The organism is Herminiimonas aquatilis, assembly GCF_042665175.1.
Taxonomy (GTDB): domain Bacteria; phylum Pseudomonadota; class Gammaproteobacteria; order Burkholderiales; family Burkholderiaceae_D; genus Oxalicibacterium; species Oxalicibacterium aquatilis.
Genome location: NZ_JBHTCC010000001.1, coordinates 1,692,730 through 1,718,090, shown reverse-complemented (window position 1 = coordinate 1,718,090; position 25,361 = coordinate 1,692,730). Strand labels below are relative to the sequence as shown.

Below are 25,361 nucleotides of genomic sequence, written 5' to 3'. Positions count from 1 at the left end.
AATCAATAACGTTAAATTAACCTTGGCGCTGCTTATGACGCGGTTCGATGCAAATTACTCGAACGACGCCCTTGCGCTTGATGATCTTACAGTTGCGGCAGATCCGCTTAACTGATGCGAGCACTTTCATTTTTGCCCTCTTTCTTACAGTTGATTCGTTTTAAAGTTACTTAGTACGGAACACAATACGTGCCCTACTCAGATCATAAGGTGTCAACTCTACCGTCACCTTGTCACCAGGCAGAATGCGAATATAGTTCATGCGCATTTTTCCTGAAATATGACCGAGCACTATGTGCCCATTTTCCAACTTGACTCTAAATGTCGCGTTTGGGAGATTTTCTAGAATCTCCCCCTGCATTTGGATTACGTCGTCTTTTGCCATTCGTTTCGTTTTCCTCGCGCTTAACGCGTTGGAATCCCGCCCTTGAAATTAGCCTTGCGAAGCAACGATTCGTACTGCTGGGACATCACGTAGTTTTGCACTTGCGCCATGAAATCCATCGTTACCACCACAATAATCAGAAGCGATGTTCCACCGAAGTAGAAAGGCACCTTCCAACGAGCAATCAGGAACTCAGGCAACAAACAAACCAGCGTAATGTAGACCGCGCCAGCCAACGTCAACCGAGTCAAAATTTTATCAATGTAACGAGCGGTTTGATCGCCAGGACGAATACCTGGAACAAACGCACCACTTTTCTTCAAATTATCGGCTGTCTCTTTGCTGTTAAATACCAGAGCGGTATAGAAGAAGCAGAAGAAAACAATCGCAGCAGCATACAGCAGCGCATGAATCGGTTCACCCGGCGCCATCGATGCAGCCAAATCTTTCAGGAAGCGAACAAACGGACTATTTGTTTCCCCAGATGTGAACCAACTCGTAATCGTCGCCGGGAACAGAATAATCGACGAAGCGAAAATAGGAGGAATCACACCAGCCATATTCAGTTTCAGTGGCAAATGACTGCTTTGACCACCGTAAATCTTGTTGCCAACTTGACGCTTGGCGTAGTTCACCAGAATCTTGCGCTGACCGCGTTCAATGAACACAACCAGATAGGTGACTGCGGCGACAACCAGACAAATCAGAATTGCCGACAACGCGTTCATCGAACCGGTACGAACCAATTCAAACAAACCGGCAACTGCTGTTGGCAAGCCAGCGGCAATACCTGCAAAAATGATGATGGAGATGCCATTACCCAAACCACGTTCGGTAATTTGCTCGCCCAACCACATCAGGAACATCGTGCCGGTAACCAGCGTAATTACAGTAGTAAGGCGGAATGCCATGCCTGGATCGATCACCAAATTTGCTTGGGATTCCAATGCAACAGCAATACCCAAGCCCTGGAAAGTCGCCAGTAACAATGTGCCGTAGCGCGTGTACTGCGTAATCTTTCTACGACCTGCTTCGCCTTCCTTCTTCAGCGCTTCCAACTGTGGCGACACTACCGACATAAGCTGCATGATGATCGACGCAGAAATGTAAGGCATGATGCCCAGCGCAAACACTGTAAAACGGGACAATGCACCACCCGAGAACATGTTAAACATGCCCAGGATGCCACCTTGATTTTGCTTGAACAACTGCGCCAATTCCTCCGGGTTAATACCAGGAACAGGAATGTGCGCTCCGATGCGAAATACTACCAACGCACCGAGCAGAAACCACAGGCGATTCCACGGAAAACCAGTGGAAGCGCCTTTAGCAAGCTGAGGAGTAGTTGCCACAATTTACTCCGTTATCAGACTAAACTTAAGCAACCGAACCGCCAGCGGCTTCGATCGCTGCTTTTGCGCCTTTGGTCGCGATCAGGCCTTTGAGTGTCACTTTTTTAGTGAGCTCACCGGACAAGATAACGCGAACAACGCGTGCCAGTTCACCGATAACGCCAGCTTGCTTCAATGCCAGGATATCGATTTCCGTCACTGGCAATGCTTCCAGATCGGACAAGCGAACTTCTGCTTTGTACGGCGTTGCCAGCGATTTGAAACCACGCTTAGGCAAACGACGTTGCAAAGGCATTTGACCGCCTTCGAAACCGACTTTATGGAAACCGCCTGAACGGGATTTTTGACCTTTGTGACCACGACCGGCTGTCTTGCCCAGGCCAGAGCCGATACCGCGACCGACGCGACGCTTGTAGTGCTTGGCGCCGTCTGCTGGTTGAATAGTATTCAATTCCATGATGTTCTCCGTGTGCAAGCCGAAGCTTACGACACTACTTTCACAAGGTACGATACTTTATTAATCATGCCGCGAACTGCCGGCGTATCTTCCAACTCGGAAACCGAATTGATACCGCGCAAGCCAAGGCCGCGAACGGTAGCGCGATGTGTTTCGCGTGTGCCGATCAGACCCTTGACCAATTTAACTTTGACTGTATTTGCCATAGTGCTCACCTTAGCCCAGAATTTCTTCGACAGACTTGCCGCGTTTCGCTGCAATTTCCGAAGCGGTATTCATTTTTGCCAAGCCGTCCAGAGTTGCACGAACCATGTTGTAAGGATTGGTCGAACCAGTGGATTTCGCCACAACGTTCGTCACACCCATTACTTCAAAAATTGCGCGCATTGGACCGCCAGCGATCACACCGGTACCATCTTTAGCTGGCAGCATCAAAACTGAAGATGCGCCGTGCTTGCCGGTAACCATGTGTTGCAAAGTACCGTTTTTCAACGTCACCTTGATCATTTTGCGGCGTGCTTCTTCCATTGCTTTTTGTACGGCTACTGGCACTTCTTTCGACTTGCCTTTACCCATACCGATGCGGCCATCGCCATCACCAACGACTGCGAGCGCAGCGAAACCCATGATTCGACCACCCTTGACCACTTTGGTCACACGGTTGACCGCGATCATTTTTTCGCGCATGCCGTCGTCCGGCTTCTCGCTTTGCATTTTCGATTGCATTTTTGCCATGACGATTTTTCCTTAGAACTTCAGACCAGCTTCACGCGCAGCTTCAGCAACTGCTTTAACGCGGCCGTGATAACGGAAACCGGAGCGATCGAACGCAACTTCGGCGATTCCTGCTTTCAGTGCTTTTTCTGCAACGCGCTTACCAACCAATGCAGCTGCAGCAGTGTTACCACCCGCGCCAGATTGACCAGCCAACTCTTTACGCACTTCAGCTTCAAGTGTCGAAGCCGACGCCAAAATCTTGGCATCCGGTCCGATGATGCTCGCGTAGATGTGCAAGTTGGTGCGATGCACTGCCAAGCGGATAACCTTCAACTCGGCAATCTTGGCCCGAGTCTGGCGTCCGCGGCGCAGACGTGATTGTTTCTTATCCATCGTCAACCCTTACTTCTTCTTGGTTTCTTTAATCACAACCACTTCGTCCGAATAACGAACGCCTTTGCCTTTGTAAGGCTCAGGACTGCGGTACGCGCGAACTTCAGCTGCCACTTGACCAACTTGTTGGCGGCTGATGCCCTTGATCAGGATCTCGGTTTGCGTCGGCGTTTCCACTTTCACGCCTTGCGGCATTTGGTGCACAACCGGATGCGAGAAGCCCAACGACAGGTTCAGCTTGTCACCTTGCGCTGCTGCACGGTAACCAACACCAACCAACGTCAATTTCTTTTCAAAGCCTTTGGTAACACCATTGACCATGTTGTTGACCAGGGCGCGAATCGTACCCGACATCGCATTTGCTTCGCGGCTGTCGTTAGCGGCTTTGAAACTCAAAGTACCGCTGTTGTTTTCGATTTGCACCAAGCCGTTCAACGACTGGGTCAAAGAGCCCAAAGGACCTTTAACTGTAATTTGCGCTGCTGTGATGGTCGCTTCCGCGCCACTAGGCAGTGCAACTGGCATTTTACCTACACGAGACATCTTGTGCTCCTTAGGCGACGTAGCAAATAACTTCGCCACCGACACCGGTTGCGCGCGCTTTGCGGTCAGTCATGACACCTTTTGGTGTCGACACAATCGCCACACCCAAACCGTTCATAACGTTTGGAATCTCATCTTTGCCTTTGTAGACGCGCAACCCTGGACGGGAAACACGCTCCAAACGCTCGATAACTGGACGACCGGCGTAATATTTCAAACCGATTTTCAGTTCTGCCTTACCAGCAGCTTCTGTCACGGCGTAGTCTTCAATGTAACCCTCGTCGCGCAGGACGTTGGCGATGGCAATTTTGACTTTCGACGATGGCATGGCCACCGATGTTTTTTGCACAACTTGCGCATTGCGGATACGGGTCAGCATATCGGCGATAGGATCGCTCATACTCATTGCTTATTCTCCTATTACCAGCTGGCTTTAGTCATACCGGGAATTTCGCCACGCATGGCGCATTCACGGAGCTTAATACGGCCCAAACCGAACTTACGGAAAGTGCCACGCGGGCGACCAGTCAAAGCGCAACGGTTACGTTGACGAGTAGGAGCCGAGTTACGTGGCAACGCCTGCAATTTCAGGCGCGCTTCGTAGCGCTCTTCTTCCGACTTCGATTGGTCATCAATGATTGCCTTCAACTCAGCACGTTTGCCGGCAAATTTCTTTACCAGGTCTGCGCGCTTTTGTTCACGGTTAATCAGTGCCAGTTTTGCCATGGCAACCTCAGTTTCTGAACGGAAATTTAAATGCGGCGAGAAGCGCTTTTGCTTCATCGTCGGTCTTTGCAGTTGTCGTGATACTGATATTCATACCACGCAATGCATCAATTTTGTCGTATTCAATTTCGGGGAAAATGATCTGCTCTTTCACACCGATATTGTAGTTACCACGACCATCGAAAGCCTTACCCGAAATACCACGGAAATCGCGCACACGCGGCAACGCTACCGTAATAAAGCGATCAAGGAATTCGTACATCTGAGCGCCACGCAAAGTCACCATACAACCGATTGGATAACCTTCACGGATTTTAAAACCCGCAATCGCCTTACGCGCTTTGGTCACAACCGGTTTTTGACCTGCAATCTTGGTCAAATCGCCAACTGCGTGCTCGATGATCTTTTTATCCGCAATCGCTTCCGACAAACCCATGTTCAGGGTGATCTTCAGGATACGCGGAACTTCCATTGCTGATTTGTACGCGAACTTCGCAGTCAAATCACCAACGACTTTTTCTTTATAGAATTCTTGGAGACGGGCCATGATCTCTTAAACCTTAACGACTTCGCCGCTTGACTTGTAAACGCGGACTTTTTTACCGTCCACATCTTTAAAGCCAGCACGATCTGCCTTGCCAGTTGCTGCGTTAAACAACGCAACATTCGACACATGAATTGGCATCAGCTTATCGACGATGCCGCCAGTTGCACCTGTCATCGGGTTAGGCTTGGTCGCTTTTTTAGCGACGTTCACACCGTCAACAACAAGGTAGTTAGCGTCAACGCGACGTTGCACAACACCACGTTTGCCTTTGTCTTTGCCAGTCAGCACAATGACTGCGTCGCTTTTACGAATCTTATCCATCACGACTCCTTACAGAACTTCAGGCGCGAGAGAAACGATTTTCATGAAGCGCTCAGTGCGCAGTTCACGTGTAACCGGTCCAAAAATACGCGTACCAATTGGCTCGAGCTTTGCATTGAGCAAAACTGCGGCATTGCTGTCGAACTTGACCAGGGAACCATCTTGACGACGAACACCCTTGGCAGTACGCACAACAACTGCGTTATAAATTTCGCCTTTTTTCACGCGACCACGTGGCGCAGCAACTTTGACAGTGACTTTGATCACATCGCCAATGCTTGCGTAACGGCGCTTGGAACCGCCAAGCACCTTGATGCACAGAACTTCGCGAGCACCCGTGTTGTCGGCTACTTCGAGCCGGCTTTCAGTTTGAATCATAGTGTTTTCTTTCCCAACTTAACCCGCTATTGCACACAACGCACATTCGCGGTCAGTCTTGGTCTCGGCAGACTGCCGAAAGCAGACTGATGAGGTGGACGATTTTCAAAACTCAATTAACTCAAATTCTGAGCTAAAACTTTTTACTGCAGCTCTTGCAATCAAAACATTGCAACAGCGAAGCCCGCTATTATTACATCGAAATAGCGGGCTCGCAACAACTATTTAAACTATTTGTGCGGCTTGTACAACGCGCGTCACGGTCCAGGCTTTAGTTTTGGAGATCGGGCGACCTTCTTGAATCTCGACCGTATCACCAGCTTTTGCCTGGTTACCTTCATTGTGCGCATGGTATTTATTCGAGCGCATAATGATTTTCCCGTAAAGCGGATGCTTGACGTGACGCTCGATCAGCACGGTTACGGTCTTGTCCATCTTGTCAGACACGACTTTGCCAATCAACGTACGCTTGAGCGCTTGTTTCACTTGATCGTTCATTATTTGGCGTCCTTCTGATTCATGACCGTTTTCACACGTGCTATGTCGCGACGTACTTTTTTCAGCTGCGATGTATTGCTCAGCTGCTGTGTTGCAATCTGCATACGCAGACCGAACTGCGCTTTCAGCAGCTCGTTCAGTTCTTTGGTCAAAGCCGCTTGGTCTTTGCCTTGGAGTTCAGATGTTTTCATGTTCATCCCTATCATTGTCCGACTTGACGGACGACGAACTTGGTCAACAGCGGCAGTTTAGCTGCAGCTAACCGGAACGCTTCGCGTGCCAGAGTTTCGTCAACGCCATCCATCTCGTACAACATTTTGCCTGGCTGAATTTCAGCCACGTAGTATTCCGGATTACCCTTACCGTTACCCATACGGACTTCAGCAGGCTTATTCGAAATTGGCTTATCTGGGAAAATGCGAATCCAGATACGACCACCACGTTTGATGTGACGCGTCATTGCACGACGTGCCGCTTCAATTTGACGCGCTGTAATACGACCGCGACCAATAGCTTTCAAACCGAATTCACCAAACGATACGGCTGTGCCGCGCGAGTGGGAAATACCAGTATTACGGCCTTTTTGCTCTTTACGATATTTTCTGCGTGCTGGTTGCAGCATGATTATTCTCCTGCTTTCTCAGCCGAAACAGCACCGTCAACAGCGGCATCCGGCTTTTTAGCACGAACACGCTTAGCAGCCGGTGCGGCGCCTGGTGCAGCTGCTGCACTTGGTGCGCCTTCTGGGCGAGCTGTACGTGGACGGCTGCTTGGTTTGCCATCATCGCGGCGCGGGCCACGACGTTTGGTGTCATCTTCCTTGGTCAGATCGACTGGTGGTTCGCCGCTAGGCAAACGATCACCCTTGTAGACCCAGACTTTGATACCGATGATGCCGTAGGTTGTTTCAGCTTCGCCGAAACCGTAGTCAATATCAGCGCGCAGCGTGTGAAGTGGCACGCGGCCTTCGCGATACCATTCTTTACGTGCGATCTCGATACCGTTCAGACGACCGGACGACATGATCTTGATACCTTGTGCACCGAGGCGCATTGCATTTTGCATCGCACGCTTCATTGCACGACGGAACATGATTCGTTTTTCCAATTGCTGTGCAATCGAATCAGCGATCAATTGCGCATCGGTTTCAGGTTTACGAATTTCTTCGATATTCACATGAACCGGCACGCCCATCATTTTTGTCAGCGCGGATTTCAATACTTCGATGTCTTCGCCTTTTTTACCGATCACGACACCAGGACGTGAGCTGTAAATAGTGATGCGAGCATTTTTTGCTGGACGCTCAATAATGACGCGACCAACCGAAGCATTCTTCAGTTTGGTTTTGAGGTATGCACGAACTTTGAGATCTTCGTTGAGCATGGTGGCAAAATTGCTATTGCCAGCATACCAACGCGATGCCCAGTTACGTGTAACCGCAAGGCGAAAACCGGTTGGATGTATCTTCTGTCCCATCGTGACTCCTTAGTTACCGACAGTCACGTAAATGTGACAGGATTGTTTAGAGATACGATCACCCCGGCCTTTAGCGCGTGCTGTGAAGCGCTTCAGGATCGGGCCCTTTTCGACATAGATCGTTTTCACGAACAATTCGTCGATGTCTGCGCCATCATTGTGCTCGGCATTCGCAATTGCGGATTCCAGAACACGCTTGATGATTGCAGCACCTTTCTTCGGGCTGAACTGCAGAAGATTCAGAGCGGCGTCAACTTTCTTGCCGCGGATTTGATCCGCAACCAGACGACCCTTCTGATCCGACAGGCGCACGCCTTTGAGGATAGCTTTAGTTTCCATTATTTCTTAGCCTTCTTGTCAGCAGCGTGGCCCTTGAACGTACGGGTCAGCGCGAATTCGCCAAGTTTATGACCAACCATGTTTTCCGAAACATACACCGGGACGTGTTGCTTGCCGTTATGCACAGCAATCGTCAAACCGATGAAATCCGGCATGATGGTCGAACGGCGAGACCAGGTTTTGATTGGCTTTTTGTCTTTGATCGCTTGCGCGGTTTCGACTTTTTTCACCAGGTGGGCGTCGCAAAACGGCCCTTTTTTCAATGAACGTGTCATGTCTTATCCTTATTTCTTGCCGCGGCGCGAGACGATCATGGAAGTCGTGCGCTTGTTGCGACGCGTCTTCTTGCCCTTGGTCTGCTGGCCCCATGGCGACACTGGATGACGACCCGCTGCCGTTTTACCTTCACCACCACCGTGCGGGTGATCGACCGGATTCATGACCACACCGCGAACGGTAGGACGAACACCGCGCCAACGCATCGCACCTGCTTTACCGATTTTACGCAAGCTGTGTTCGGCATTGCCGACTTCACCTACGGTCGCACGGCATTCAACGTGAATGCGGCGAACTTCACCAGAGCGCAAACGAACTTGAGCGTAAGTACCTTCACGCGCCATCAGAACAACACCAGCGCCAGCTGTACGTGCAATTTGTGCACCTTTGCCTGGCAGCATTTCGACGCAATGCATGATTGTGCCGACTGGGATGTTACGGATAGGCAGGCAGTTACCCGATTTAATCGGCGCTTCCGAGCCATTCATCACTTGATCACCAACGGCCATGCCTTTGGTTGCAATGATGTATTGACGCTCACCATCCGCATACAATACCAACGCGATGTTTGCCGTGCGGTTTGGATCGTATTCGATACGTTCTACTTTTGCAGGGATAGCATCTTTAGTGCGCTTGAAGTCGATAACGCGATAGTGCTGCTTGTGACCACCACCGATATGACGGGTAGTGATGTGACCGTTATTATTACGACCAGCAGTTTTCGATTTCTTTTCGATCAGACCTGCGAATGGACGGCCTTTGTACAGGTCGGCATTGACGACCTTGACCATGCCACGACGACCAGGCGAGGTCGGCTTGACTTTAACGAGTGCCATTATTTAGCCTCCTCGGTGAAGTTGATTTCTTGACCAGGCTTCAGGCATACAAACGCACGACGCGTGTGATTGCGACGACCATTGAAGCGGCCCGAACGTTTTTGCTTACCTTGACGATTGGCAACTTGAACAGATTCAACTTGAACCTTGAACAGCAACTCAACCGCAGCTTTGATTTCAAGCTTGGTAGCGTCCGGCATCACGAGGAAAACGACTTGCTCGTTTTTCTCGGCAACAAACGTTGCCTTCTCGGAAATGACTGGCGCCAACAACACTTTCATCAAGCGTTCTTCACTATGTTTCAGAATCGCGCTCATGCCAGCATCTCCTCAATCTTGGCCAATGCCAATTTCGTGATCAGGATCTTCTTGTAGAAGACCAGCGAAACTGGATCAGCATGACGTGGCTCGCAAATCAGCACGTTAGGCAGATTGCGCGATGCCAACAACAGGTTTTCATCCAGACTGTCAGTAATGACCAGCACGGAATCAAGACCCATACCTTTCAATTTTTGCGACAAGAGCTTGGTCTTAGGCGCATCAACTGACAGGCTTTCGATTACGGAGAGACGACCTTCGCGAGCCAACTGCGAGAGGATCGAGCAGAGACCTGCGCGATACATCTTTTTGTTAACTTTGTGCGAGAAGTTTTCATCAGGCGAGTTCGGGAAAATCCGACCGCCGCCGCGCCACAAAGGCGATGATGACATACCAGCACGAGCGCGGCCCGTACCTTTTTGACGCCAAGGTTTTTTGGTGGTGTGATGAACTTCTTCACGATCTTTTTGTTTGCGATTACCACTACGTGCGTTGGCTTGATAGGCAACGACGACCTGGTGAATCAGCGCTTCATTGTAGTCACGGCCGAAAATAGTATCTGGCGCAGCAACGTTCGAAGACGATTGACCTTGGTCATTCAGGAGCTTGAGTTCCATGAATTAAGCCCCCTTCTTTGCTTTGGTTTTAATAGCCGGCGAAACAATCACCTGACCATTTTTCGCACCAGGAACAGCACCTTTAACCAGCAACAACTGGCGATCAGCATCAATACGAGCGATCTCAAGGTTTTGAATTGTGCGATTCACGTCACCCAAGTGACCAGTCATGCGCTTACCAGGGAAAACGCGACCTGGATCTTGCGCCATACCGATGGAGCCTGGAACATTATGCGAACGTGAGTTACCGTGCGTTGCACGACCGGAGGAGAAGTGATAACGCTTGATAACACCAGCGTAACCCTTACCGATAGTCACGCCCTGCACATCCACTTTTTGACCGACTTCGAACAGGCTGGCAGCGATAACATCGCCGACTTTCAGTTCGGAGGCAGCAGTAGCAGCAACACGGAATTCTTTCAGGACAGTGCCAGCTTCAACACCTGCTTTGGCATGATGACCAGCAGAAGCTTTATTGACACGGGAAGCACGACGGCTACCGAAAGCGATCTGAACAGCCGAATAACCATCGACGTCAGGCGTTTTGATTTGTGTCACACGATTGTTAGACACGTCCAGCACGGTCACAGGAATTGAATCCCCGTCATCCGTGAAGATGCGCATCATACCAACCTTGCGACCAAGCAGGCCTTGGCCTTTATCTTGGTTTTGGTTCATTTTTTCTCCATTCCCACCTACGATTGGGCGGGGCTGATATATAAAACTACTTAAAACTACGAAATGCGACAAGGATTCCAAATTGGAATCCTCAGCGAAGCCCGAGATTATAACTGGTGAACAGCGCTTCCACAACACATAAATACGTGAATTGTTGCTGTCTGCAGCTTAAATGCGGGACATATTCTGCCCCGCATTATTAAAAAACAAATTATTGCAGTTTGATTTCTACATCAACGCCAGCAGGCAAATCCAGTTTCATCAGAGCGTCAACTGTTTTGTCCGTAGGATCAACAATGTCCATCAGACGAACGTGAGTACGGATTTCGAATTGATCGCGCGATGTTTTGTTGACGTGCGGCGAACGCAAAACGTCAAAACGCTGGATACGTGTTGGCAATGGCACTGGGCCCTTGACAACTGCGCCGGTACGCTTAGCGGTATCAACGATTTCGAGTGCCGATTGATCGATCAAACGGTAATCGAAAGCTTTCAGGCGAATACGGATCTTTTGGTTTGGAGCTGACTTCGGTGCTGTTGACATATTCATTCCTTAAAAGAGCGAGCCGCGAGTGAGTACAAGTAAGTAAGCACTCGCGGCGATAGTAAATGGCGATTAAGCCAAATCGTTTATTGCGTTATTGATTACTCAATAATTTTAGCAACAACACCGGCGCCGACGGTACGACCGCCTTCGCGAATCGCGAAGCGCAGACCTTCTTCCATCGCAATCGGGTTGATCAACATCACGGTAATCGAGACGTTGTCGCCTGGCATAACCATTTCTTTATCCTTCGGCAACTCGATCGAACCAGTTACGTCCGTTGTACGGAAGTAGAACTGTGGACGGTAGTTGTTGAAGAATGGTGTATGACGGCCGCCTTCATCTTTCGACAGAACGTAGATTTCGCCTGTGAAATGTTTGTGCGGTTTGATCGAGCCTGGCTTTGCCAAGACTTGACCACGTTCTACGTCTTCACGCTTGGTGCCGCGCAACAGTACGCCGACGTTGTCGCCTGCTTGACCTTGGTCGAGCAGTTTACGGAACATTTCAACGCCGGTGCAGGTGGTCACTTGGGTGTCGCGGATGCCGACGATTTCCAGTGCTTCACCAACTTTGACGATACCGCGTTCGATACGACCGGTCACAACTGTACCGCGACCCGAGATCGAGAATACATCTTCTACTGGCAACAGGAAGGCGCCGTCTACTGCGCGTTCTGGTGTTGGGATGTAGCTGTCGAGTGCGTCAGCCAGTGCCATGATGGCTTGTTCGCCCAATGGACCGGTGTCGCCTTCGAGTGCCAACTTGGCCGAACCTTTGATGATTGGCAAGTCGTCGCCTGGGAATTCGTATTTCGAAAGAAGTTCGCGCACTTCCATTTCGACCAATTCCAACAACTCTTCGTCGTCGACCATGTCGCATTTATTCAGAAACACGATGATGTATGGAACGCCAACTTGGCGGGCCAACAGGATGTGTTCACGCGTTTGCGGCATAGGACCGTCTGCTGCGGAGCAAACCAGGATCGCGCCGTCCATCTGAGCCGCGCCGGTGATCATGTTTTTAACATAATCGGCATGGCCTGGGCAGTCAACGTGAGCGTAGTGACGGTTGGTGGTTTCGTATTCAACGTGTGCGGTGTTGATCGTGATGCCGCGCGCTTTTTCTTCTGGCGCTGCGTCAATTTGATCGTACGCTTTTGCTTCGCCACCGAATTTTTTCGACAACACAGTCGCAATCGCTGCGGTCAGTGTGGTTTTGCCGTGATCGACGTGACCAATCGTGCCGACGTTGACGTGCGGCTTGGTCCGCTCGAATTTGCCTTTTGCCATTTTATTCTTCCTTCAAAAAGAACGATTTATCTAAATTTAAGACACCCCGTTGGGAGCATCATTTGACTTTACTTATTACAAGTCAGGGAGCGTCGCAGATATGCTCGACTCGCCTGACTTTTCAACTAATACAATTACTTAGGCGCCTTCGATGTGACGATTGCATCGATCACGTTTTTAGGTGCTTCAGAGTAGTGCTTGAATTCCATCGAGTAAGTTGCACGACCTTGCGTTGCGGAACGCAACGATGTCGAGTAACCAAACATTTCGGACAAAGGAACTTCGGCTTTGATGATCTTGCCGCCGCCGCCCGCGATTTCGTCCATGCCTTGCACCATGCCGCGACGTGAGGACAAATCGCCCATCACGGTACCAGCGTAGTCTTCAGGCGTTTCAACTTCGACCGCCATCATTGGCTCCAGAATGACTGGGCTAGCTTTACGGCAGCCGTCTTTGAACGCCATCGATGCAGCCATACGGAACGCGTTTTCATTCGAATCGACGTCATGGTATGAACCGAAGAACAAGGTGACTTTTACGTCAACAACTGGGTAACCAGCGAGAACGCCGGAAGTCAGTGTTTCGCGCACACCTTTTTCAACTGCAGGGATGTATTCGCGAGGAACCGTACCACCCTTGATCGCGTCGATGAATTCAAAACCTTTGCCCGGCTCTTGCGGCTCGATTTTCAAAACAACGTGACCGTACTGACCACGACCACCGGATTGCTTGACGAATTTACCTTCGATTTCTTCGCAAACTTTACGAATGGTTTCGCGATACGCAACCTGTGGCTTACCGACAGTCGCTTCGACGCCAAATTCGCGCTTCATACGATCAACGATAATGTCCAGATGCAATTCGCCCATACCGGCAATAATGGTTTGACCCGATTCTTCATCGGTACGCACGCGGAACGATGGATCTTCAGCCGCCAGACGATTCAACGCCAAGCCCATTTTTTCTTGATCGACTTTCGTCTTAGGCTCAACAGCTTGCGAAATCACAGGCTCAGGGAAAACCATGCGCTCAAGGACAACAATCGCCTTGTCGTCGCACAATGTGTCGCCAGTTGTCGTGTCTTTCAAGCCAACGACCGCAGCGATATCGCCAGCGAGCATTTCCTTGATTTCTTCACGTTGATTAGCGTGCATTTGAACGATACGGCCGATACGTTCTTTCTTCTCTTTTACAGAGTTGAAAACGGTATCGCCCGAATTCAAGGTACCGGAATAGCAACGGATAAAGCAGAGCTGACCAACAAACGGATCGGTTGCGATCTTGAATGCCAACGCCGAGAATTTCTCGGTATCTTCTGCTTTACGCACGACTGGCTCGTCATCTTCGTTCAGGCCCGGCACAGGTGGAATATCCACTGGCGATGGCAAGTACTCGATCACGCCGTCCAACATGGCTTGCACGCCCTTGTTTTTGAACGCGGTGCCGCACATCATTGGAACGATTTCGCTGGCGATGGTACGTTGACGAATCGCAGCCTTGATATCAGCTTCCGACAAATCGCCTTCTTCCAGGTACTTGTTCATCAATTCTTCAGATGCTTCGGCAGCCGCTTCAACCATGTTTTCACGCCATTTTTTCGCTTCAGCCAGCAGATTATCCGGAATCTCACGGTAATCAAACTTCATGCCTTGCGATGCGTCATCCCAGTAAATAGCCTTCATTTTTACCAGATCGATTACGCCTTCGAACAAATCTTCAGCGCCGATAGGCACTTGCATCGGGATCGGATTTGCCTTCAAACGCGCACGCATTTGCTCGTAAACTTTGAAGAAGTTTGCGCCGGTACGATCCATCTTGTTGACGAATGCCAAACGTGGAACTTTGTACTTGTTAGCTTGACGCCATACCGTTTCCGACTGCGGCTGAACGCCGCCGACAGCACAGTAAACCATGCAGGCACCGTCGAGTACGCGCATCGAACGTTCCACTTCGATCGTGAAGTCAACGTGACCCGGGGTATCAATGATATTGATGTGATGCGCAGGGAAATTGTTCGCCATGCCTTTCCAGAAGCAAGTCGTCGCAGCAGACGTAATCGTGATGCCGCGCTCTTGTTCCTGCTCCATCCAGTCCATGGTGGCCGCGCCATCATGCACTTCGCCAATCTTGTGATTCACGCCCGTGTAAAACAGTACGCGCTCAGTCGTCGTCGTTTTACCAGCATCGATGTGAGCCGAAATACCGATATTGCGGTAGCGCTCAATGGGGGTCTTGCGGGCCATAGTTAGTCCTAATTCTTTTTAATGAACAAAACCGAGCGCCATTTTTTCCAAAATGTGCCCGGCCTCGAACAAATTACACATGTAACGAACCTCGCCTGCGTAAGCAGACGAATCCGCCAATCTATTAGAAGCGGAAGTGCGAGAACGCCTTGTTCGCTTCTGCCATGCGGTGCACTTCATCGCGCTTTTTCATTGCACCGCCGCGGCTTTCCGCAGCTTCGAGCAATTCACCAGCGAGACGTTGTGGCATCGATTTTTCGCTGCGCTTGTTTGCAGCTTCGCGCAACCAACGCATGGACAAAGCCATACGACGGACCGGACGAACTTCAACAGGCACCTGGTAGTTTGCACCACCGACGCGACGGGATTTAACTTCAACCAGCGGTTTGCAGTTAAGGATTGCAGCTGTAAATACTTCCAGCGGATCCTTGCCTGATTTGGTCTGGATATGCTCAAACGCACCGTAGATGATGTTTTCTGCGACCGATTTTTTACCGGACAACATCAACACGTTTACAAATTTGGCAACATCAACATTACCGAATTTTGGATCTGGCAGTATGTCCCGCTTGGGAACTTCACGACGACGTGGCATTTCGATTCCTTTCAATCTTCAGTTGAGGCGCAACAACATGTTTGCCGCACACTCGCGGATAGTCATCATAACCATCCACTTACTCGGCCCATTGGGGACCGACACAATTTCGCGGAGACCGCGAAAATACTTAATTACTTCTTGCCAGCTTTAGCACGCTTAGTACCGTACTTCGAACGCGCTTGCTTACGGTCTTTAACACCTTGAGTATCCAAAGCGCCGCGAACCATGTGATAACGCACACCCGGCAAATCTTTTACACGACCGCCGCGCAACAGCACGACACTATGTTCTTGCAAGTTATGGCCTTCACCGCCGATATACGAAATAACTTCGAAACCGTTGGTCAAACGCACTTTGGCAACTTTACGGAGAGCCGAGTTAGGCTTCTTTGGAGTCGTGGTGTAGACGCGGGTACATACGCCGCGTTTTTGCGGGCTGTTTTCCAGCGCCGGCGATTTGCTCTTGACGCGTGCAGAAACACGCGGCTGGCGAATCAATTGATTGATGGTTGGCATCGCTCTATATCCAGCTAATACAACATTAATAATACGAACCCGAAAACGGTTGTTCGGGGACTAAAGAATCATTGCGGAAGAATTTTTATTCGACGCGCGCCTCGATTGGCAAGGAAGGAAAACGCACAAGGGGATTGCGGAGAAGCAAGACCAAAGAGCGCTTAAGCCCAGCAGAGCTTAAAATCGAGAACTCGCGAGTATAGCCCTGACTACCTTCGCAGTCAACAAATGTATTGGGACGCGCACTTTAATTTCGTTGCAAAAAGATGCGAACCACGCCGGAATCACTCTATTTCCGATCTATTTGTTGTCAAAAGGTATTTTATTTCGCTGAATATCGGGCTACAAGTATCGATTCAACGATACCCTCAATCTGTTTCCACAAAGAAAAACGGCATCGGGATTTCTCCTGATGCCGTTAGATGCTTTAACTACGCTTTGATTAAGAAGCGTCGGTATCGCTGTCAGGCGTGCTGGCGATGTCAGCAAACTGCGCTTCCGCTTCGGCTGCGCGAGCAGCCTTTTCGGATTGCAACAGCGCTGTGCGCTCTTCCGCTTCCCACGATTCCTTTTCCTTGCGAGCACGATGGAACGCGAGGCCGGTACCGGCAGGGATCAAACGACCAACGATGACGTTCTCTTTCAGGCCGCGCAGACCATCGCGCTTGCCCATGATCGCAGCTTCGGTCAGGACACGTGTAGTTTCCTGGAACGATGCAGCCGAGATGAAGGAGTCGGTCGACAACGATGCCTTGGTAATACCCAGCAACACGTTTTCGTAGGTTGCAGGGATCTTGCCTTGGGCAACGACGCGGTCGTTTTCGTCCAGCAATTCCGAGCGCTCAACTTGTTCACCCACGATGTAGTTCGCATCGCCGGCATCAACAACTTGAACGCGACGCAACATTTGACGCACGATGACTTCGATGTGCTTGTCGTTGATCTTCACGCCTTGCAAACGGTACACGTCTTGCACTTCGTCGACGATGTAACGTGCCAGCGCTTCGATACCCAACAAACGCAGGATGTCTTGTGGATCAGCTGGGCCGTCAACAATCATTTCGCCTTTGTTCACAACCTGGCCGTCATGTACCAGCACTTGCTTGTCCTTGGTGATCAAGAACTCGTGCTTGTTGCCGTCCATGTCTGTGATTTCCAGACGTTGCTTGCCTTTGGTTTCTTTACCGAATGCAACTGTACCGGTGACTTCTGCCAGCATGCCGGCATCTTTCGGCGAACGCGCTTCGAACAATTCGGCAACACGCGGCAGACCACCGGTGATGTCACGTGTTTTCTGCGATTCGGTCGGGATACGTGCCAGCACTTCGCCGACGGTAACTTGCTGACCGTCTTTAACAGTGATCAGCGCGCCGACCTGGAAGCCGATCGTCACTGCATGTTCGGTACCAGCGATTTTGACTTCTTCGCCTTGTTCGTTCAACAGTTTGACCTGTGGACGAACAGTTTTGGTAACCGAGCCACGACGTTTCGCATCGATAACAACCAGAGTCGACAGACCGGTAACTTCATCGATCTGACGCGCAACGGTCGAACCTTCTTCGACGTTCTCGAATTTCACCACACCGGTGTATTCGGTAATGATCGGACGGGTCAATGGATCCCATGTTGCCAATGCAGTACCGGCTTTGATGACCAGACCATCTTTGACGATCAGGGTCGCACCGTACGGTACTTTATGACGCTCACGTTCACGACCGTGATCATCGGTAATCAGCACTTCACCTGAACGGGAAATGACGATCTGACCGCCTTTACCGTTAGTGACATAACGCATCGTCGCTGTGAATCGAACGGTACCGTTCGATTTGGCTTCCACCGACGAAGCAACTGCCGCACGCGACGCTGCACCACCAATGTGGAAGGTACGCATTGTCAACTGTGTGCCTGGCTCACCGATCGATTGTGCAGCGATAACACCCACTGCTTCACCGGCGTTGACCATGGAACCACGACCGAGGTCACGGCCGTAACACATTGCGCACAGGCCGAAGCGTGTGTCGCAAGTCAATGGCGTACGTACTTTTACTTCATCGATGCCGAGGCGTTCGATTTCTTCAACCATATCTTCATCCAGCAAGGAGCCAGCTGCGTACAGGGTTGCTTGTGTTTCAGGGTTGACGATGTCGTTCGCTGCAACGCGGCCGAGGATACGGTCACGCAATGCTTCGATGACTTCACCGCCTTCGACCATAGCCTTCATCGAAGCGCCGTTCGAGGTGCCGCAATCATCTTCGATCACGACCAGATCCTGCGTCACGTCGACCAGACGACGTGTCAGGTAACCCGAGTTCGCTGTCTTCAAGGCGGTATCGGCCAGGCCTTTACGTGCACCGTGAGTCGAGATGAAGTATTGCAACACGTTCAGACCTTCGCGGAAGTTCGCGGTGATCGGCGTTTCAATGATGGAACCATCCGGTTTCGCCATCAGGCCACGCATACCGGCCAGCTGACGAATCTGTGCTGCGGAACCGCGCGCACCCGAATCGGCCATCATGTAAATCGCATTGAAGGATTCTTGCGTGGACTTCGTACCGTCACGCTTGACCACATCTTCAACCTTGAGTTGATCCATCATGGCCTTGCCGACGTCATCGCCTGCCTTGCCCCAGATATCAACCACTTTGTTGTAGCGTTCGCCGGCAGTCACCAGACCGGACGAGTATTGCTGTTCGATCTGTTTGACTTCGCCTTCGGCAGTCGCAATGATGTCCACTTTTTGCGGTGGTACCAGCATGTCGTCGACGCAGATAGAGATACCAGCGCGTGTCGCCAGGCGGAAACCCGATTGCAGCAATTGATCAGCAAACACAACCGTAGCGCGCAGACCGCACTTACGGAAGGACAAGTTGATCAGGCGTGAAATTTCTTTCTTTTTCAGCGCGCGGTTCAATACGGAGAACGGCAAGCCTTTAGGCAGAATTTCCGACAGGATCGCGCGACCGACTGTTGTTTCGTAACGGGTTACCGTTTTTTCGAATTCGCCGGTTTCGACGTTCTTCGGATATTCGGTAATACGTACGGTAATACGCGTTGCCAGTTCAACTTCTTTGTTGTCGTAGGCGCGGATGACTTCGGACACGTCCGGGAACATCATGCCTTCGCCCTTGGCATTGATCGCTTCGCGAGTCGCGTAGTACAGACCCAACACGATATCTTGAGAAGGAACGATCGATGGCTCGCCGTTCGATGGGAACAAGATGTTGTTCGAAGCCAGCATCAAAGTGCGTGCTTCCATCTGTGCTTCGATCGACAGTGGAACGTGGACCGCCATTTGATCGCCGTCAAAGTCGGCATTAAACGCAGCGCAGACCAATGGGTGCAATTGAATTGCCTTGCCTTCGATCAGGACAGGTTCGAACGCTTGAATACCAAGACGATGCAAGGTAGGTGCGCGGTTCAACATGACCGGATGCTCACGGATCACGTCTTCCAGGATGTCCCACACAACCGGCTCTTGAATCTCAACCAGTTTTTTCGCAGCCTTGATGGTTGTTGCCAGACCCATCAATTCGAGCTTGTTGAAAATGAATGGTTTGAACAATTCCAAAGCCATCAATTTCGGCAAGCCGCATTGATGCAATTTCAATTGTGGACCCACGACGATCACGGAACGACCCGAGTAATCGACGCGTTTGCCCAGCAAGTTTTGACGGAAACGACCGCCCTTGCCTTTGATCATTTCTGCCAGTGACTTCAGCGGACGCTTGTTCGCACCAGTCATTGCTTTACCGCGACGGCCGTTATCCAGCAGCGAATCGACCGCTTCTTGCAACATACGTTTTTCGTTACGCGTAATGATTTCCGGCGCGCGGAGTTCCATCAAACGCTTCAAACGGTTGTTACGGTTAATGACGCGGCGATACAGATCATTCAGATCGGAAGTCGCAAAACGACCACCATCCAGCGGCACCAGTGGGCGCAGTTCTGGCGGCAAGACCGGCAACACTTCCATGATCATCCAGTCAGGCTTGATGCCCGAACGTTGGAACGCTTCCAGCACTTTCAGGCGCTTGGCGTATTTCTTGATCTTGGCTTCGGATTTGGAATCTTTCAATTCCTGACGCAGCATTTCAGCATCGCGATCGATGTCGATGGCACGCAGCAATTCACGGATACCTTCGGCGCCCATGAATGCGGTGAAGTCGTCGCCGAATTCTTCGTACTTGGCTGCGTAATCGTCTTCTGACATGATCTGGCAACGCTTCAGCGGCGTCATGCCTGGATCGGTCACAACGTAGGCTTCAAAATACAGAACGCGTTCGATATCCCGCAGTGTCATATCGAGCACCATACCCAGACGGGATGGCAGCGATTTCAAGAACCAGATATGCGCGGTCGGCGATGCCAACTCGATGTGGCCCATGCGTTCACGACGCACTTTGGCCAATGTGACTTCAACGCCGCATTTTTCGCAGATAACGCCGCGATGTTTCAGGCGTTTGTATTTGCCGCACAGGCATTCGTAATCTTTAATCGGGCCAAAGATTTTTGCGCAAAACAAGCCGTCACGTTCAGGCTTGAAAGTACGATAGTTAATGGTTTCCGGCTTTTTGACTTCGCCGTAGGACCACGAACGGATTTTTTCCGGTGACGCCAGACCAATTTTGATCGCGTCGAATTGTTCGTTTTGCTGAACTTGCTTGAATAGATCGAGCAGTGCTTTCATGTATCACTCCAGTTGGCGTGAAAAAACGCTTGATGATGAGAAGGTTGCGTCGGCGCTGCTTTAAACCCTGTTCGCATGGGCGGGAGAGCTGAGGTGGCAAGAGTAACTTCCACACTGAGTTCCGCGCATACCGGGACAGACGACACTTCCAGAAACTGCTATTGCCTAGCTATTTTTCTACTACGCTTGCTTCAGTACTAAATTCCAGTCAGCAAAGGGAAGAGCAGCGATCGCTACCCTTCCCTTGCTTTACATCAGTCGCGTTCCAGGTCGATATCGATACCCAGCGAGCGGATTTCCTTAACGAGAACGTTGAAGGATTCCGGCATACCGGCGTCGATGACGTGGTCGCCCTTGACGAGATTTTCGTACACTTTGGTACGGCCATTCACGTCATCGGACTTGACGGTCAACATCTCTTGCAAGACGTAAGACGCGCCGTATGCTTCCAGTGCCCAGACTTCCATCTCACCGAAACGCTGGCCACCGAACTGAGCTTTACCGCCCAGTGGTTGCTGCGTAACCAGTGAATAAGGACCGGTCGAACGTGCATGCATCTTGTCATCAACCAAGTGATGCAGCTTGAGGTAGTGCATGTAACCGACAGTCACAGAACGCTCAAACGCTTCACCGGTACGACCGTCATACATGGTGACCTGATTCTTGGAAGCAGTCATGCCCAGTTGCTTGGCAATGTGATCCGGGTAAGCCAGATCCAGCATGCGACGGGTTTCGCCTTCATCGGCACCATCAAACACTGGTGTTGCGAACGGCACACCGTTCTTCAGATTGCTCGCGAGCTCCAGAATTTCCGTATCGCTGAAACTATCGAGATCCTCTGTCTTGCCGGACTCGTTATAGATCGCTGCCAGGAATTTGCGCAGTTCAGCAAGCTGTACCTGCGCAGCGAGCATTTCGCCGATACGCAAACCCAAACCTTTAGCTGCCCAGCCCAGATGGACTTCCAGAACCTGACCAACGTTCATCCGCGAAGGAACGCCCAGTGGATTCAATACGACGTCCGCTGGTGTACCGTCAGCCATATGAGGCATGTCTTCGATAGGCAGAATGCGTGAAACCACACCCTTATTACCGTGACGACCTGCCATCTTGTCGCCTGGTTGCAGACGACGTTTGACTGCCAGATAAACCTTGACCATCTTCTGTACGCCTGGCGGCAATTCATCGCCTTGCGTCAGTTTTTTACGCTTTTCTTCGAACGCCAGATCGAACTGGTGACGTTTTTCAGCGATCGATTCCTTAATCGCTTCCAGTGCGTTGGCCGATGTGTCGTCGGAAGGACGAATATCAAACCAGTGGTATTTGTCCAGATCGGCCAAATATTCCTTGGTGATTTTCGCGCCTTTGGCGATTTTCTTAGGACCGCCGTTGACGACTTTGCCGATCAACATTTTTTCCAGACGCTGGAATGCATCGCCTTCAACGATACGCAACTGATCGTTCAAATCCAAACGATAGCGTTGCAGTTCGTCGTCGATAATCTGTTGTGCACGTTTGTCGCGTGGAATACCTTCACGCGTAAACACTTGCACGTCGATCACGGTGCCGACCATGCCGGACGGTACGCGCAACGATGTATCTTTTACGTCGGATGCTTTTTCGCCGAAAATCGCGCGCAGCAGCTTTTCTTCCGGTGTCAGTTGTGTTTCGCCTTTAGGCGTCACTTTACCGACCAGCGTATCGCCAGCGGTGACTTCTGCACCGATGTAGACGATACCGGATTCATCCAGACGCGCCAGCTGGTTTTCAGCCAGGTTAGAGATATCACGGGTGATTTCTTCTGCGCCCAACTTGGTGTCACGTGCAACAACCGACAACTCTTCGATATGAATCGAGGTGTAGCGGTCATCAGCGACGACTTTTTCAGAGATCAGAATCGAATCTTCGAAGTTGTAGCCGTTCCATGGCATAAACGCGACCAGCATGTTTTGACCCAGAGCGAGTTCGCCCAAGTCGGTCGATGCACCGTCGGCGATCACGTCATGTTTTGCAACGCGGTCGCCAACTTGCACGATTGGACGTTGGTTGATGTTCGTGTTCTGGTTCGAACGGGTGTACTTGATCAAGTTGTAGATGTCGACACCGACTTCGCCCGCTTGTGCTTCGTCGTCGTTGACGCGAATCACGACGCGGCCTGCATCGATGTAATCAACGATACCGCCACGCAATGCCTGCACGGTCGTACCTGAATCGACTGCTACCGTACGTTCGATACCGGTACCAACCAATGCTTTTTCCGGACGCAAGCATGGAACTGCCTGACGTTGCATGTTGGCACCCATCAAAGCGCGGTTCGCATCATCGTGTTCAAGGAACGGAATCAGGGAAGCCGCAACCGACACGACCTGGCCTGGCGCAACGTCCATGTACTGAACGCGCTCTGGCGAGACCAGAATCGTTTCGCCGGCTTCACGTGCAGAAACCAGTTCATCCGACAGCGAACCCGATTTGTCGATCGTTGCATTCGCCTGAGCGATGATGTAACGACCTTCTTCAATAGCGGACAGATAGTCGATCTGATCGGTGACTTTGCTGCCTTCGACTTTACGATATGGGGTTTCGAGGAAACCGTATTCGTTCAGACGAGCATACAGAGCCAGCGAGTTGATCAAACCAATGTTCGGGCCTTCAGGCGTTTCGATCGGGCACACGCGACCATAGTGAGTCGGATGCACGTCGCGCACTTCAAAGCCTGCACGTTCACGAGTCAAACCGCCAGGTCCGAGGGCAGAAACACGACGTTTGTGCGTGATTTCCGACAATGGATTGGTTTGATCCATAAACTGCGACAACTGCGACGAACCGAAGAATTCGCGGATCGCAGCCGAAATCGGCTTGGAGTTGATCAAATCATGCGGCATCAGGTTGTCTGCTTCGGCTTGGCCGAGGCGTTCCTTGACAGCACGTTCAACGCGGACCAGACCGGCACGGAACTGGTTTTCAGCGAGTTCGCCGACGCAACGAACGCGACGGTTACCCAAGTGATCAATATCATCGACTTCGCCGCGACCATTGCGCAACTCAACCAGAATCTTGATCACTGCCAGCACGTCTTCATTCGACAGTGTCATGGCGCCAGTCAATTCATCGCGACCGATGCGACGGTTGAATTTCATGCGACCCACAGCCGACAGATCGTAACGATCTGCGTTATAGAACAAGCCGTTGAACAATGCCTCAACTGAATCTTCAGTTGGCGGTTCGCCTGGGCGCATCATGCGATAGATCGCAACTTTCGCTGCCATCTGATCGTTGGTGTCATCCATGCGCAGTGTTTGCGAGATGTAGCCGCCTTGATCCAGATCATTGGTGTACAAGGTCTGGATTGCAGCAACATCACCTTCACGCAAACGTGCCAGCAGATCTTCCGTCAATTCATCATTGGCATTGGCAATGACTTCGCCCGTGCTTGCATCAACGATGTTTTTCGCCAGGATACGACCCAGCAGGTAGTCTTCCGGAACGGAAATTTGCTTGATGCCAGCAGCTTCAACATCGCGCACATGCTTGCTGTTGATACGCTTGTCTTTAGCGACAATGACTTTGCCGGCTTTGTCAGCGATGTCAAAACGGGCGACTTCGCCACGCAGACGCTCGGCGACAAATTTCATTTCAGCGCCATCAGCGTGCAGAGTGAAATCATCGAACACAAAGAAGTTTTCGAGGATCTGCTCCGGCGTCATGCCGATAGCCTTCAGCAGGATTGTGACAGGCATTTTGCGACGACGATCGACGCGGAAGAACAGGATGTCTTTCGGGTCGAATTCATAGTCGAGCCATGAACCACGGTAAGGAATGATACGTGCGGAGAACAGCAATTTACCGGACGAGTGTGTCTTGCCGCGATCATGTTCAAAGAACACGCCTGGCGAACGATGCAACTGCGACACGATAACGCGCTCGGTGCCGTTGATGACGAAGGAACCGGTTGTCGTCATGAGCGGCAATTCGCCCATGTAGACTTCTTGTTCTTTCATTTCCTTGACGACAGGTTTGGTTGGCGATTCCTTATCCAGGATCACCAGACGCACCTTGGCACGCAGAGGCGACGCGTACGTCAATCCACGTTGTTGGCATTCTTTGATGTTGAACGGCGGATCGCCGAGCACATACGACAAGAATTCGAGACGCGCAAAACCATTGTGCGAAACGATAGGAAAAATGGACGTGAAGGCGGATTGCAAGCCTTCATTTTTGCGTTGAGACGGTATTTTGTCTTCTTGCAAAAAGCCGTGATAAGACTCGAGCTGGGTCGCCAGCAGGAACGGAACGTTGTGAACGTTAGCGCGTTTCGCGAATGATTTGCGAATGCGCTTTTTCTCAGTAAATGAGTAGTGCATGGACACTCCGTGAGTGACAGGGAAGGATAGAGAATTCAGGATTCAGGCTGCATTGCCGAATTGCAATAACGCACAATTCGAAACATTGAAACCTCAAGTCTCTGCCCTTGGGCCGGTCGGTCGAACAACACACCAGATTACATCAAGTCAATCAAGCTTGCTGACAACCACATTTTTAAATCCAAAAACGACAAAGGAGCCAAAGCCGAACCACCCTTTCGGGTAGTTCCATGCTTTGACTCGGGCGCTGATAATAAAACTATTA

At 50.9% G+C, this 25,361-nt stretch carries 30 protein-coding genes; all 30 read right to left on the bottom strand.

All coding sequences use genetic code 11. From position 1 onward, the window contains the following. Positions 1-16: 16 nt before the first annotated feature. The 30 genes from rpmJ to rpoB all read right to left on the bottom strand — a co-directional run bounded on the left by rpmJ (position 17) and on the right by rpoB (position 25,096). Positions 17-130 (bottom strand): 50S ribosomal protein L36, encoded by a 114-nt coding sequence (rpmJ, locus tag ACFQO0_RS07990; protein WP_012081231.1) that lies wholly within the window; start codon positions 128-130, stop codon positions 17-19. Between the two features lie 36 nt (positions 131-166). After that, positions 167-385, bottom strand: coding sequence for a translation initiation factor IF-1 (infA, locus tag ACFQO0_RS07985; RefSeq protein ID WP_014004414.1), 219 nt, complete (start codon positions 383-385; stop codon positions 167-169). A 20-nt stretch (positions 386-405) separates the two neighbouring features. Beyond that, complete coding sequence (secY, locus tag ACFQO0_RS07980; protein WP_382233464.1) at positions 406-1,737, bottom strand: preprotein translocase subunit SecY; 1,332 nt, start codon at positions 1,735-1,737, stop codon at positions 406-408. A 25-nt stretch (positions 1,738-1,762) separates the two neighbouring features. Beyond that, complete coding sequence (gene rplO / locus ACFQO0_RS07975; protein WP_011872510.1) at positions 1,763-2,194, bottom strand: 50S ribosomal protein L15; 432 nt, start codon at positions 2,192-2,194, stop codon at positions 1,763-1,765. 26 nt (positions 2,195-2,220) lie between these two features. Then, positions 2,221-2,400, bottom strand: coding sequence for a 50S ribosomal protein L30 (gene rpmD, locus ACFQO0_RS07970; protein ID WP_011872511.1), 180 nt, complete (start codon positions 2,398-2,400; stop codon positions 2,221-2,223). Positions 2,401-2,410: 10 nt separating this feature from the next. Beyond that, entirely contained in the window at positions 2,411-2,929 is a 519-nt protein-coding gene (gene rpsE / locus ACFQO0_RS07965; protein WP_382233463.1) for a 30S ribosomal protein S5, read from the bottom strand. Positions 2,930-2,941: 12 nt separating this feature from the next. After that, positions 2,942-3,304: a 50S ribosomal protein L18 gene (gene rplR / locus ACFQO0_RS07960; protein WP_382233462.1), complete on the bottom strand. Its 363-nt coding sequence runs from the start codon at positions 3,302-3,304 to the stop codon at positions 2,942-2,944. Positions 3,305-3,313: 9 nt separating this feature from the next. Beyond that, on the bottom strand, positions 3,314-3,847 hold the full coding sequence (rplF, locus tag ACFQO0_RS07955; protein WP_382233461.1) for a 50S ribosomal protein L6: 534 nt from the start codon (positions 3,845-3,847) through the stop codon (positions 3,314-3,316). A gap of 10 nt (positions 3,848-3,857) precedes the next feature. Beyond that, positions 3,858-4,253 carry a 30S ribosomal protein S8 gene (gene rpsH, locus ACFQO0_RS07950; protein ID WP_304778488.1) on the bottom strand — a complete coding sequence of 132 codons (396 nt, stop codon included), beginning with the start codon at positions 4,251-4,253 and terminating at the stop codon, positions 3,858-3,860. A 14-nt stretch (positions 4,254-4,267) separates the two neighbouring features. Beyond that, entirely contained in the window at positions 4,268-4,573 is a 306-nt protein-coding gene (rpsN, locus tag ACFQO0_RS07945) for a 30S ribosomal protein S14 (protein WP_304780138.1), read from the bottom strand. A 7-nt stretch (positions 4,574-4,580) separates the two neighbouring features. After that, complete coding sequence (gene rplE / locus ACFQO0_RS07940) at positions 4,581-5,120, bottom strand: 50S ribosomal protein L5 (RefSeq protein ID WP_011872517.1); 540 nt, start codon at positions 5,118-5,120, stop codon at positions 4,581-4,583. Positions 5,121-5,126: 6 nt separating this feature from the next. Continuing rightward, positions 5,127-5,441: a 50S ribosomal protein L24 gene (gene rplX / locus ACFQO0_RS07935; protein ID WP_382233460.1), complete on the bottom strand. Its 315-nt coding sequence runs from the start codon at positions 5,439-5,441 to the stop codon at positions 5,127-5,129. Positions 5,442-5,450: 9 nt separating this feature from the next. Then, positions 5,451-5,819: a 50S ribosomal protein L14 gene (gene rplN / locus ACFQO0_RS07930; RefSeq protein WP_382233459.1), complete on the bottom strand. Its 369-nt coding sequence runs from the start codon at positions 5,817-5,819 to the stop codon at positions 5,451-5,453. 225 nt (positions 5,820-6,044) lie between these two features. Beyond that, entirely contained in the window at positions 6,045-6,317 is a 273-nt protein-coding gene (gene rpsQ / locus ACFQO0_RS07925; protein ID WP_011872520.1) for a 30S ribosomal protein S17, read from the bottom strand. After that, the gene (gene rpmC / locus ACFQO0_RS07920; protein WP_382233458.1) at positions 6,317-6,508 is read right to left on the bottom strand and encodes a 50S ribosomal protein L29; all 192 of its coding nucleotides are present in this window, start codon (positions 6,506-6,508) and stop codon (positions 6,317-6,319) included. Before rpmC ends, rpsQ begins: the two co-directional genes overlap by 1 nt. A gap of 11 nt (positions 6,509-6,519) precedes the next feature. Further along, positions 6,520-6,939: a 50S ribosomal protein L16 gene (gene rplP, locus ACFQO0_RS07915; protein WP_304933779.1), complete on the bottom strand. Its 420-nt coding sequence runs from the start codon at positions 6,937-6,939 to the stop codon at positions 6,520-6,522. Positions 6,940-6,941: 2 nt separating this feature from the next. Next, the gene (rpsC, locus tag ACFQO0_RS07910) at positions 6,942-7,793 is read right to left on the bottom strand and encodes a 30S ribosomal protein S3 (protein WP_382233457.1); all 852 of its coding nucleotides are present in this window, start codon (positions 7,791-7,793) and stop codon (positions 6,942-6,944) included. Between the two features lie 9 nt (positions 7,794-7,802). Next, positions 7,803-8,135, bottom strand: coding sequence for a 50S ribosomal protein L22 (gene rplV, locus ACFQO0_RS07905; RefSeq protein WP_304780203.1), 333 nt, complete (start codon positions 8,133-8,135; stop codon positions 7,803-7,805). Next, on the bottom strand, positions 8,132-8,407 hold the full coding sequence (gene rpsS / locus ACFQO0_RS07900; protein WP_008113170.1) for a 30S ribosomal protein S19: 276 nt from the start codon (positions 8,405-8,407) through the stop codon (positions 8,132-8,134). The genes rplV and rpsS overlap by 4 nt, the downstream gene beginning before the upstream one ends. Before the next feature lie 9 nt (positions 8,408-8,416). Further along, positions 8,417-9,244 (bottom strand): 50S ribosomal protein L2, encoded by an 828-nt coding sequence (gene rplB, locus ACFQO0_RS07895; RefSeq protein WP_112990598.1) that lies wholly within the window; start codon positions 9,242-9,244, stop codon positions 8,417-8,419. Continuing rightward, positions 9,244-9,561: a 50S ribosomal protein L23 gene (rplW, locus tag ACFQO0_RS07890; protein ID WP_112990597.1), complete on the bottom strand. Its 318-nt coding sequence runs from the start codon at positions 9,559-9,561 to the stop codon at positions 9,244-9,246. The genes rplB and rplW overlap by 1 nt, the downstream gene beginning before the upstream one ends. After that, positions 9,558-10,178 carry a 50S ribosomal protein L4 gene (gene rplD / locus ACFQO0_RS07885; protein WP_011872527.1) on the bottom strand — a complete coding sequence of 207 codons (621 nt, stop codon included), beginning with the start codon at positions 10,176-10,178 and terminating at the stop codon, positions 9,558-9,560. The genes rplW and rplD overlap by 4 nt, the downstream gene beginning before the upstream one ends. 3 nt (positions 10,179-10,181) lie before the next feature. Beyond that, entirely contained in the window at positions 10,182-10,856 is a 675-nt protein-coding gene (rplC, locus tag ACFQO0_RS07880; protein WP_382233456.1) for a 50S ribosomal protein L3, read from the bottom strand. Between the two features lie 211 nt (positions 10,857-11,067). After that, entirely contained in the window at positions 11,068-11,400 is a 333-nt protein-coding gene (gene rpsJ, locus ACFQO0_RS07875; RefSeq protein ID WP_012081250.1) for a 30S ribosomal protein S10, read from the bottom strand. A gap of 101 nt (positions 11,401-11,501) precedes the next feature. Continuing rightward, positions 11,502-12,692 carry an elongation factor Tu gene (tuf, locus tag ACFQO0_RS07870; protein WP_382233448.1) on the bottom strand — a complete coding sequence of 397 codons (1,191 nt, stop codon included), beginning with the start codon at positions 12,690-12,692 and terminating at the stop codon, positions 11,502-11,504. 134 nt (positions 12,693-12,826) lie between these two features. Beyond that, entirely contained in the window at positions 12,827-14,935 is a 2,109-nt protein-coding gene (gene fusA / locus ACFQO0_RS07865; protein WP_382233455.1) for an elongation factor G, read from the bottom strand. 124 nt (positions 14,936-15,059) lie between these two features. Further along, positions 15,060-15,530 (bottom strand): 30S ribosomal protein S7, encoded by a 471-nt coding sequence (rpsG, locus tag ACFQO0_RS07860; RefSeq protein ID WP_011872532.1) that lies wholly within the window; start codon positions 15,528-15,530, stop codon positions 15,060-15,062. 134 nt (positions 15,531-15,664) lie between these two features. Further along, positions 15,665-16,048 carry a 30S ribosomal protein S12 gene (gene rpsL, locus ACFQO0_RS07855; RefSeq protein ID WP_011872533.1) on the bottom strand — a complete coding sequence of 128 codons (384 nt, stop codon included), beginning with the start codon at positions 16,046-16,048 and terminating at the stop codon, positions 15,665-15,667. Between the two features lie 442 nt (positions 16,049-16,490). Next, on the bottom strand, positions 16,491-20,735 hold the full coding sequence (gene rpoC, locus ACFQO0_RS07850; protein ID WP_382233454.1) for a DNA-directed RNA polymerase subunit beta': 4,245 nt from the start codon (positions 20,733-20,735) through the stop codon (positions 16,491-16,493). A 254-nt stretch (positions 20,736-20,989) separates the two neighbouring features. After that, positions 20,990-25,096 (bottom strand): DNA-directed RNA polymerase subunit beta, encoded by a 4,107-nt coding sequence (gene rpoB, locus ACFQO0_RS07845; protein ID WP_382233453.1) that lies wholly within the window; start codon positions 25,094-25,096, stop codon positions 20,990-20,992. Between the last annotated feature and the right edge of the window lie 265 nt (positions 25,097-25,361).

What these genes read in the sequence shown, in the direction of transcription:
- rplP (WP_304933779.1), bottom strand. Translation starts at nt 6,939, where the DNA reads ATGCTGCAACCAGCACGCAGAAAATATCGTAAAGAGCAAAAAGGCCGT.
- rpoB (WP_382233453.1), bottom strand. Translation starts at nt 25,096, where the DNA reads ATGCACTACTCATTTACTGAGAAAAAGCGCATTCGCAAATCATTCGCG.
- rpsS (WP_008113170.1), bottom strand. Translation starts at nt 8,407, where the DNA reads ATGACACGTTCATTGAAAAAAGGGCCGTTTTGCGACGCCCACCTGGTG.
- tuf (WP_382233448.1), bottom strand. Translation starts at nt 12,692, where the DNA reads ATGGCAAAAGGCAAATTCGAGCGGACCAAGCCGCACGTCAACGTCGGC.
- rpsQ (WP_011872520.1), bottom strand. Translation starts at nt 6,317, where the DNA reads ATGAACGATCAAGTGAAACAAGCGCTCAAGCGTACGTTGATTGGCAAA.
- rpsN (WP_304780138.1), bottom strand. Translation starts at nt 4,573, where the DNA reads ATGGCAAAACTGGCACTGATTAACCGTGAACAAAAGCGCGCAGACCTG.
- rpsC (WP_382233457.1), bottom strand. Translation starts at nt 7,793, where the DNA reads ATGGGACAGAAGATACATCCAACCGGTTTTCGCCTTGCGGTTACACGT.
- rplO (WP_011872510.1), bottom strand. Translation starts at nt 2,194, where the DNA reads ATGGAATTGAATACTATTCAACCAGCAGACGGCGCCAAGCACTACAAG.
- rplW (WP_112990597.1), bottom strand. Translation starts at nt 9,561, where the DNA reads ATGAGCGCGATTCTGAAACATAGTGAAGAACGCTTGATGAAAGTGTTG.
- rpmC (WP_382233458.1), bottom strand. Translation starts at nt 6,508, where the DNA reads ATGAAAACATCTGAACTCCAAGGCAAAGACCAAGCGGCTTTGACCAAA.
- rpmD (WP_011872511.1), bottom strand. Translation starts at nt 2,400, where the DNA reads ATGGCAAATACAGTCAAAGTTAAATTGGTCAAGGGTCTGATCGGCACA.
- rpsJ (WP_012081250.1), bottom strand. Translation starts at nt 11,400, where the DNA reads ATGTCAACAGCACCGAAGTCAGCTCCAAACCAAAAGATCCGTATTCGC.
- rplD (WP_011872527.1), bottom strand. Translation starts at nt 10,178, where the DNA reads ATGGAACTCAAGCTCCTGAATGACCAAGGTCAATCGTCTTCGAACGTT.
- rpsH (WP_304778488.1), bottom strand. Translation starts at nt 4,253, where the DNA reads ATGAGTATGAGCGATCCTATCGCCGATATGCTGACCCGTATCCGCAAT.
- rplX (WP_382233460.1), bottom strand. Translation starts at nt 5,441, where the DNA reads ATGGATAAGATTCGTAAAAGCGACGCAGTCATTGTGCTGACTGGCAAA.
- rplC (WP_382233456.1), bottom strand. Translation starts at nt 10,856, where the DNA reads ATGAACCAAAACCAAGATAAAGGCCAAGGCCTGCTTGGTCGCAAGGTT.
- infA (WP_014004414.1), bottom strand. Translation starts at nt 385, where the DNA reads ATGGCAAAAGACGACGTAATCCAAATGCAGGGGGAGATTCTAGAAAAT.
- rpsE (WP_382233463.1), bottom strand. Translation starts at nt 2,929, where the DNA reads ATGGCAAAAATGCAATCGAAAATGCAAAGCGAGAAGCCGGACGACGGC.
- rpsL (WP_011872533.1), bottom strand. Translation starts at nt 16,048, where the DNA reads ATGCCAACCATCAATCAATTGATTCGCCAGCCGCGTGTTTCTGCACGC.
- rpoC (WP_382233454.1), bottom strand. Translation starts at nt 20,735, where the DNA reads ATGAAAGCACTGCTCGATCTATTCAAGCAAGTTCAGCAAAACGAACAA.
- rpmJ (WP_012081231.1), bottom strand. Translation starts at nt 130, where the DNA reads ATGAAAGTGCTCGCATCAGTTAAGCGGATCTGCCGCAACTGTAAGATC.
- fusA (WP_382233455.1), bottom strand. Translation starts at nt 14,935, where the DNA reads ATGGCCCGCAAGACCCCCATTGAGCGCTACCGCAATATCGGTATTTCG.
- rplN (WP_382233459.1), bottom strand. Translation starts at nt 5,819, where the DNA reads ATGATTCAAACTGAAAGCCGGCTCGAAGTAGCCGACAACACGGGTGCT.
- rplE (WP_011872517.1), bottom strand. Translation starts at nt 5,120, where the DNA reads ATGGCCCGTCTCCAAGAATTCTATAAAGAAAAAGTCGTTGGTGATTTG.
- rplR (WP_382233462.1), bottom strand. Translation starts at nt 3,304, where the DNA reads ATGGATAAGAAACAATCACGTCTGCGCCGCGGACGCCAGACTCGGGCC.
- rpsG (WP_011872532.1), bottom strand. Translation starts at nt 15,530, where the DNA reads ATGCCACGTCGTCGTGAAGTTCCCAAGCGGGACATACTGCCAGATCCA.
- rplF (WP_382233461.1), bottom strand. Translation starts at nt 3,847, where the DNA reads ATGTCTCGTGTAGGTAAAATGCCAGTTGCACTGCCTAGTGGCGCGGAA.
- rplB (WP_112990598.1), bottom strand. Translation starts at nt 9,244, where the DNA reads ATGGCACTCGTTAAAGTCAAGCCGACCTCGCCTGGTCGTCGTGGCATG.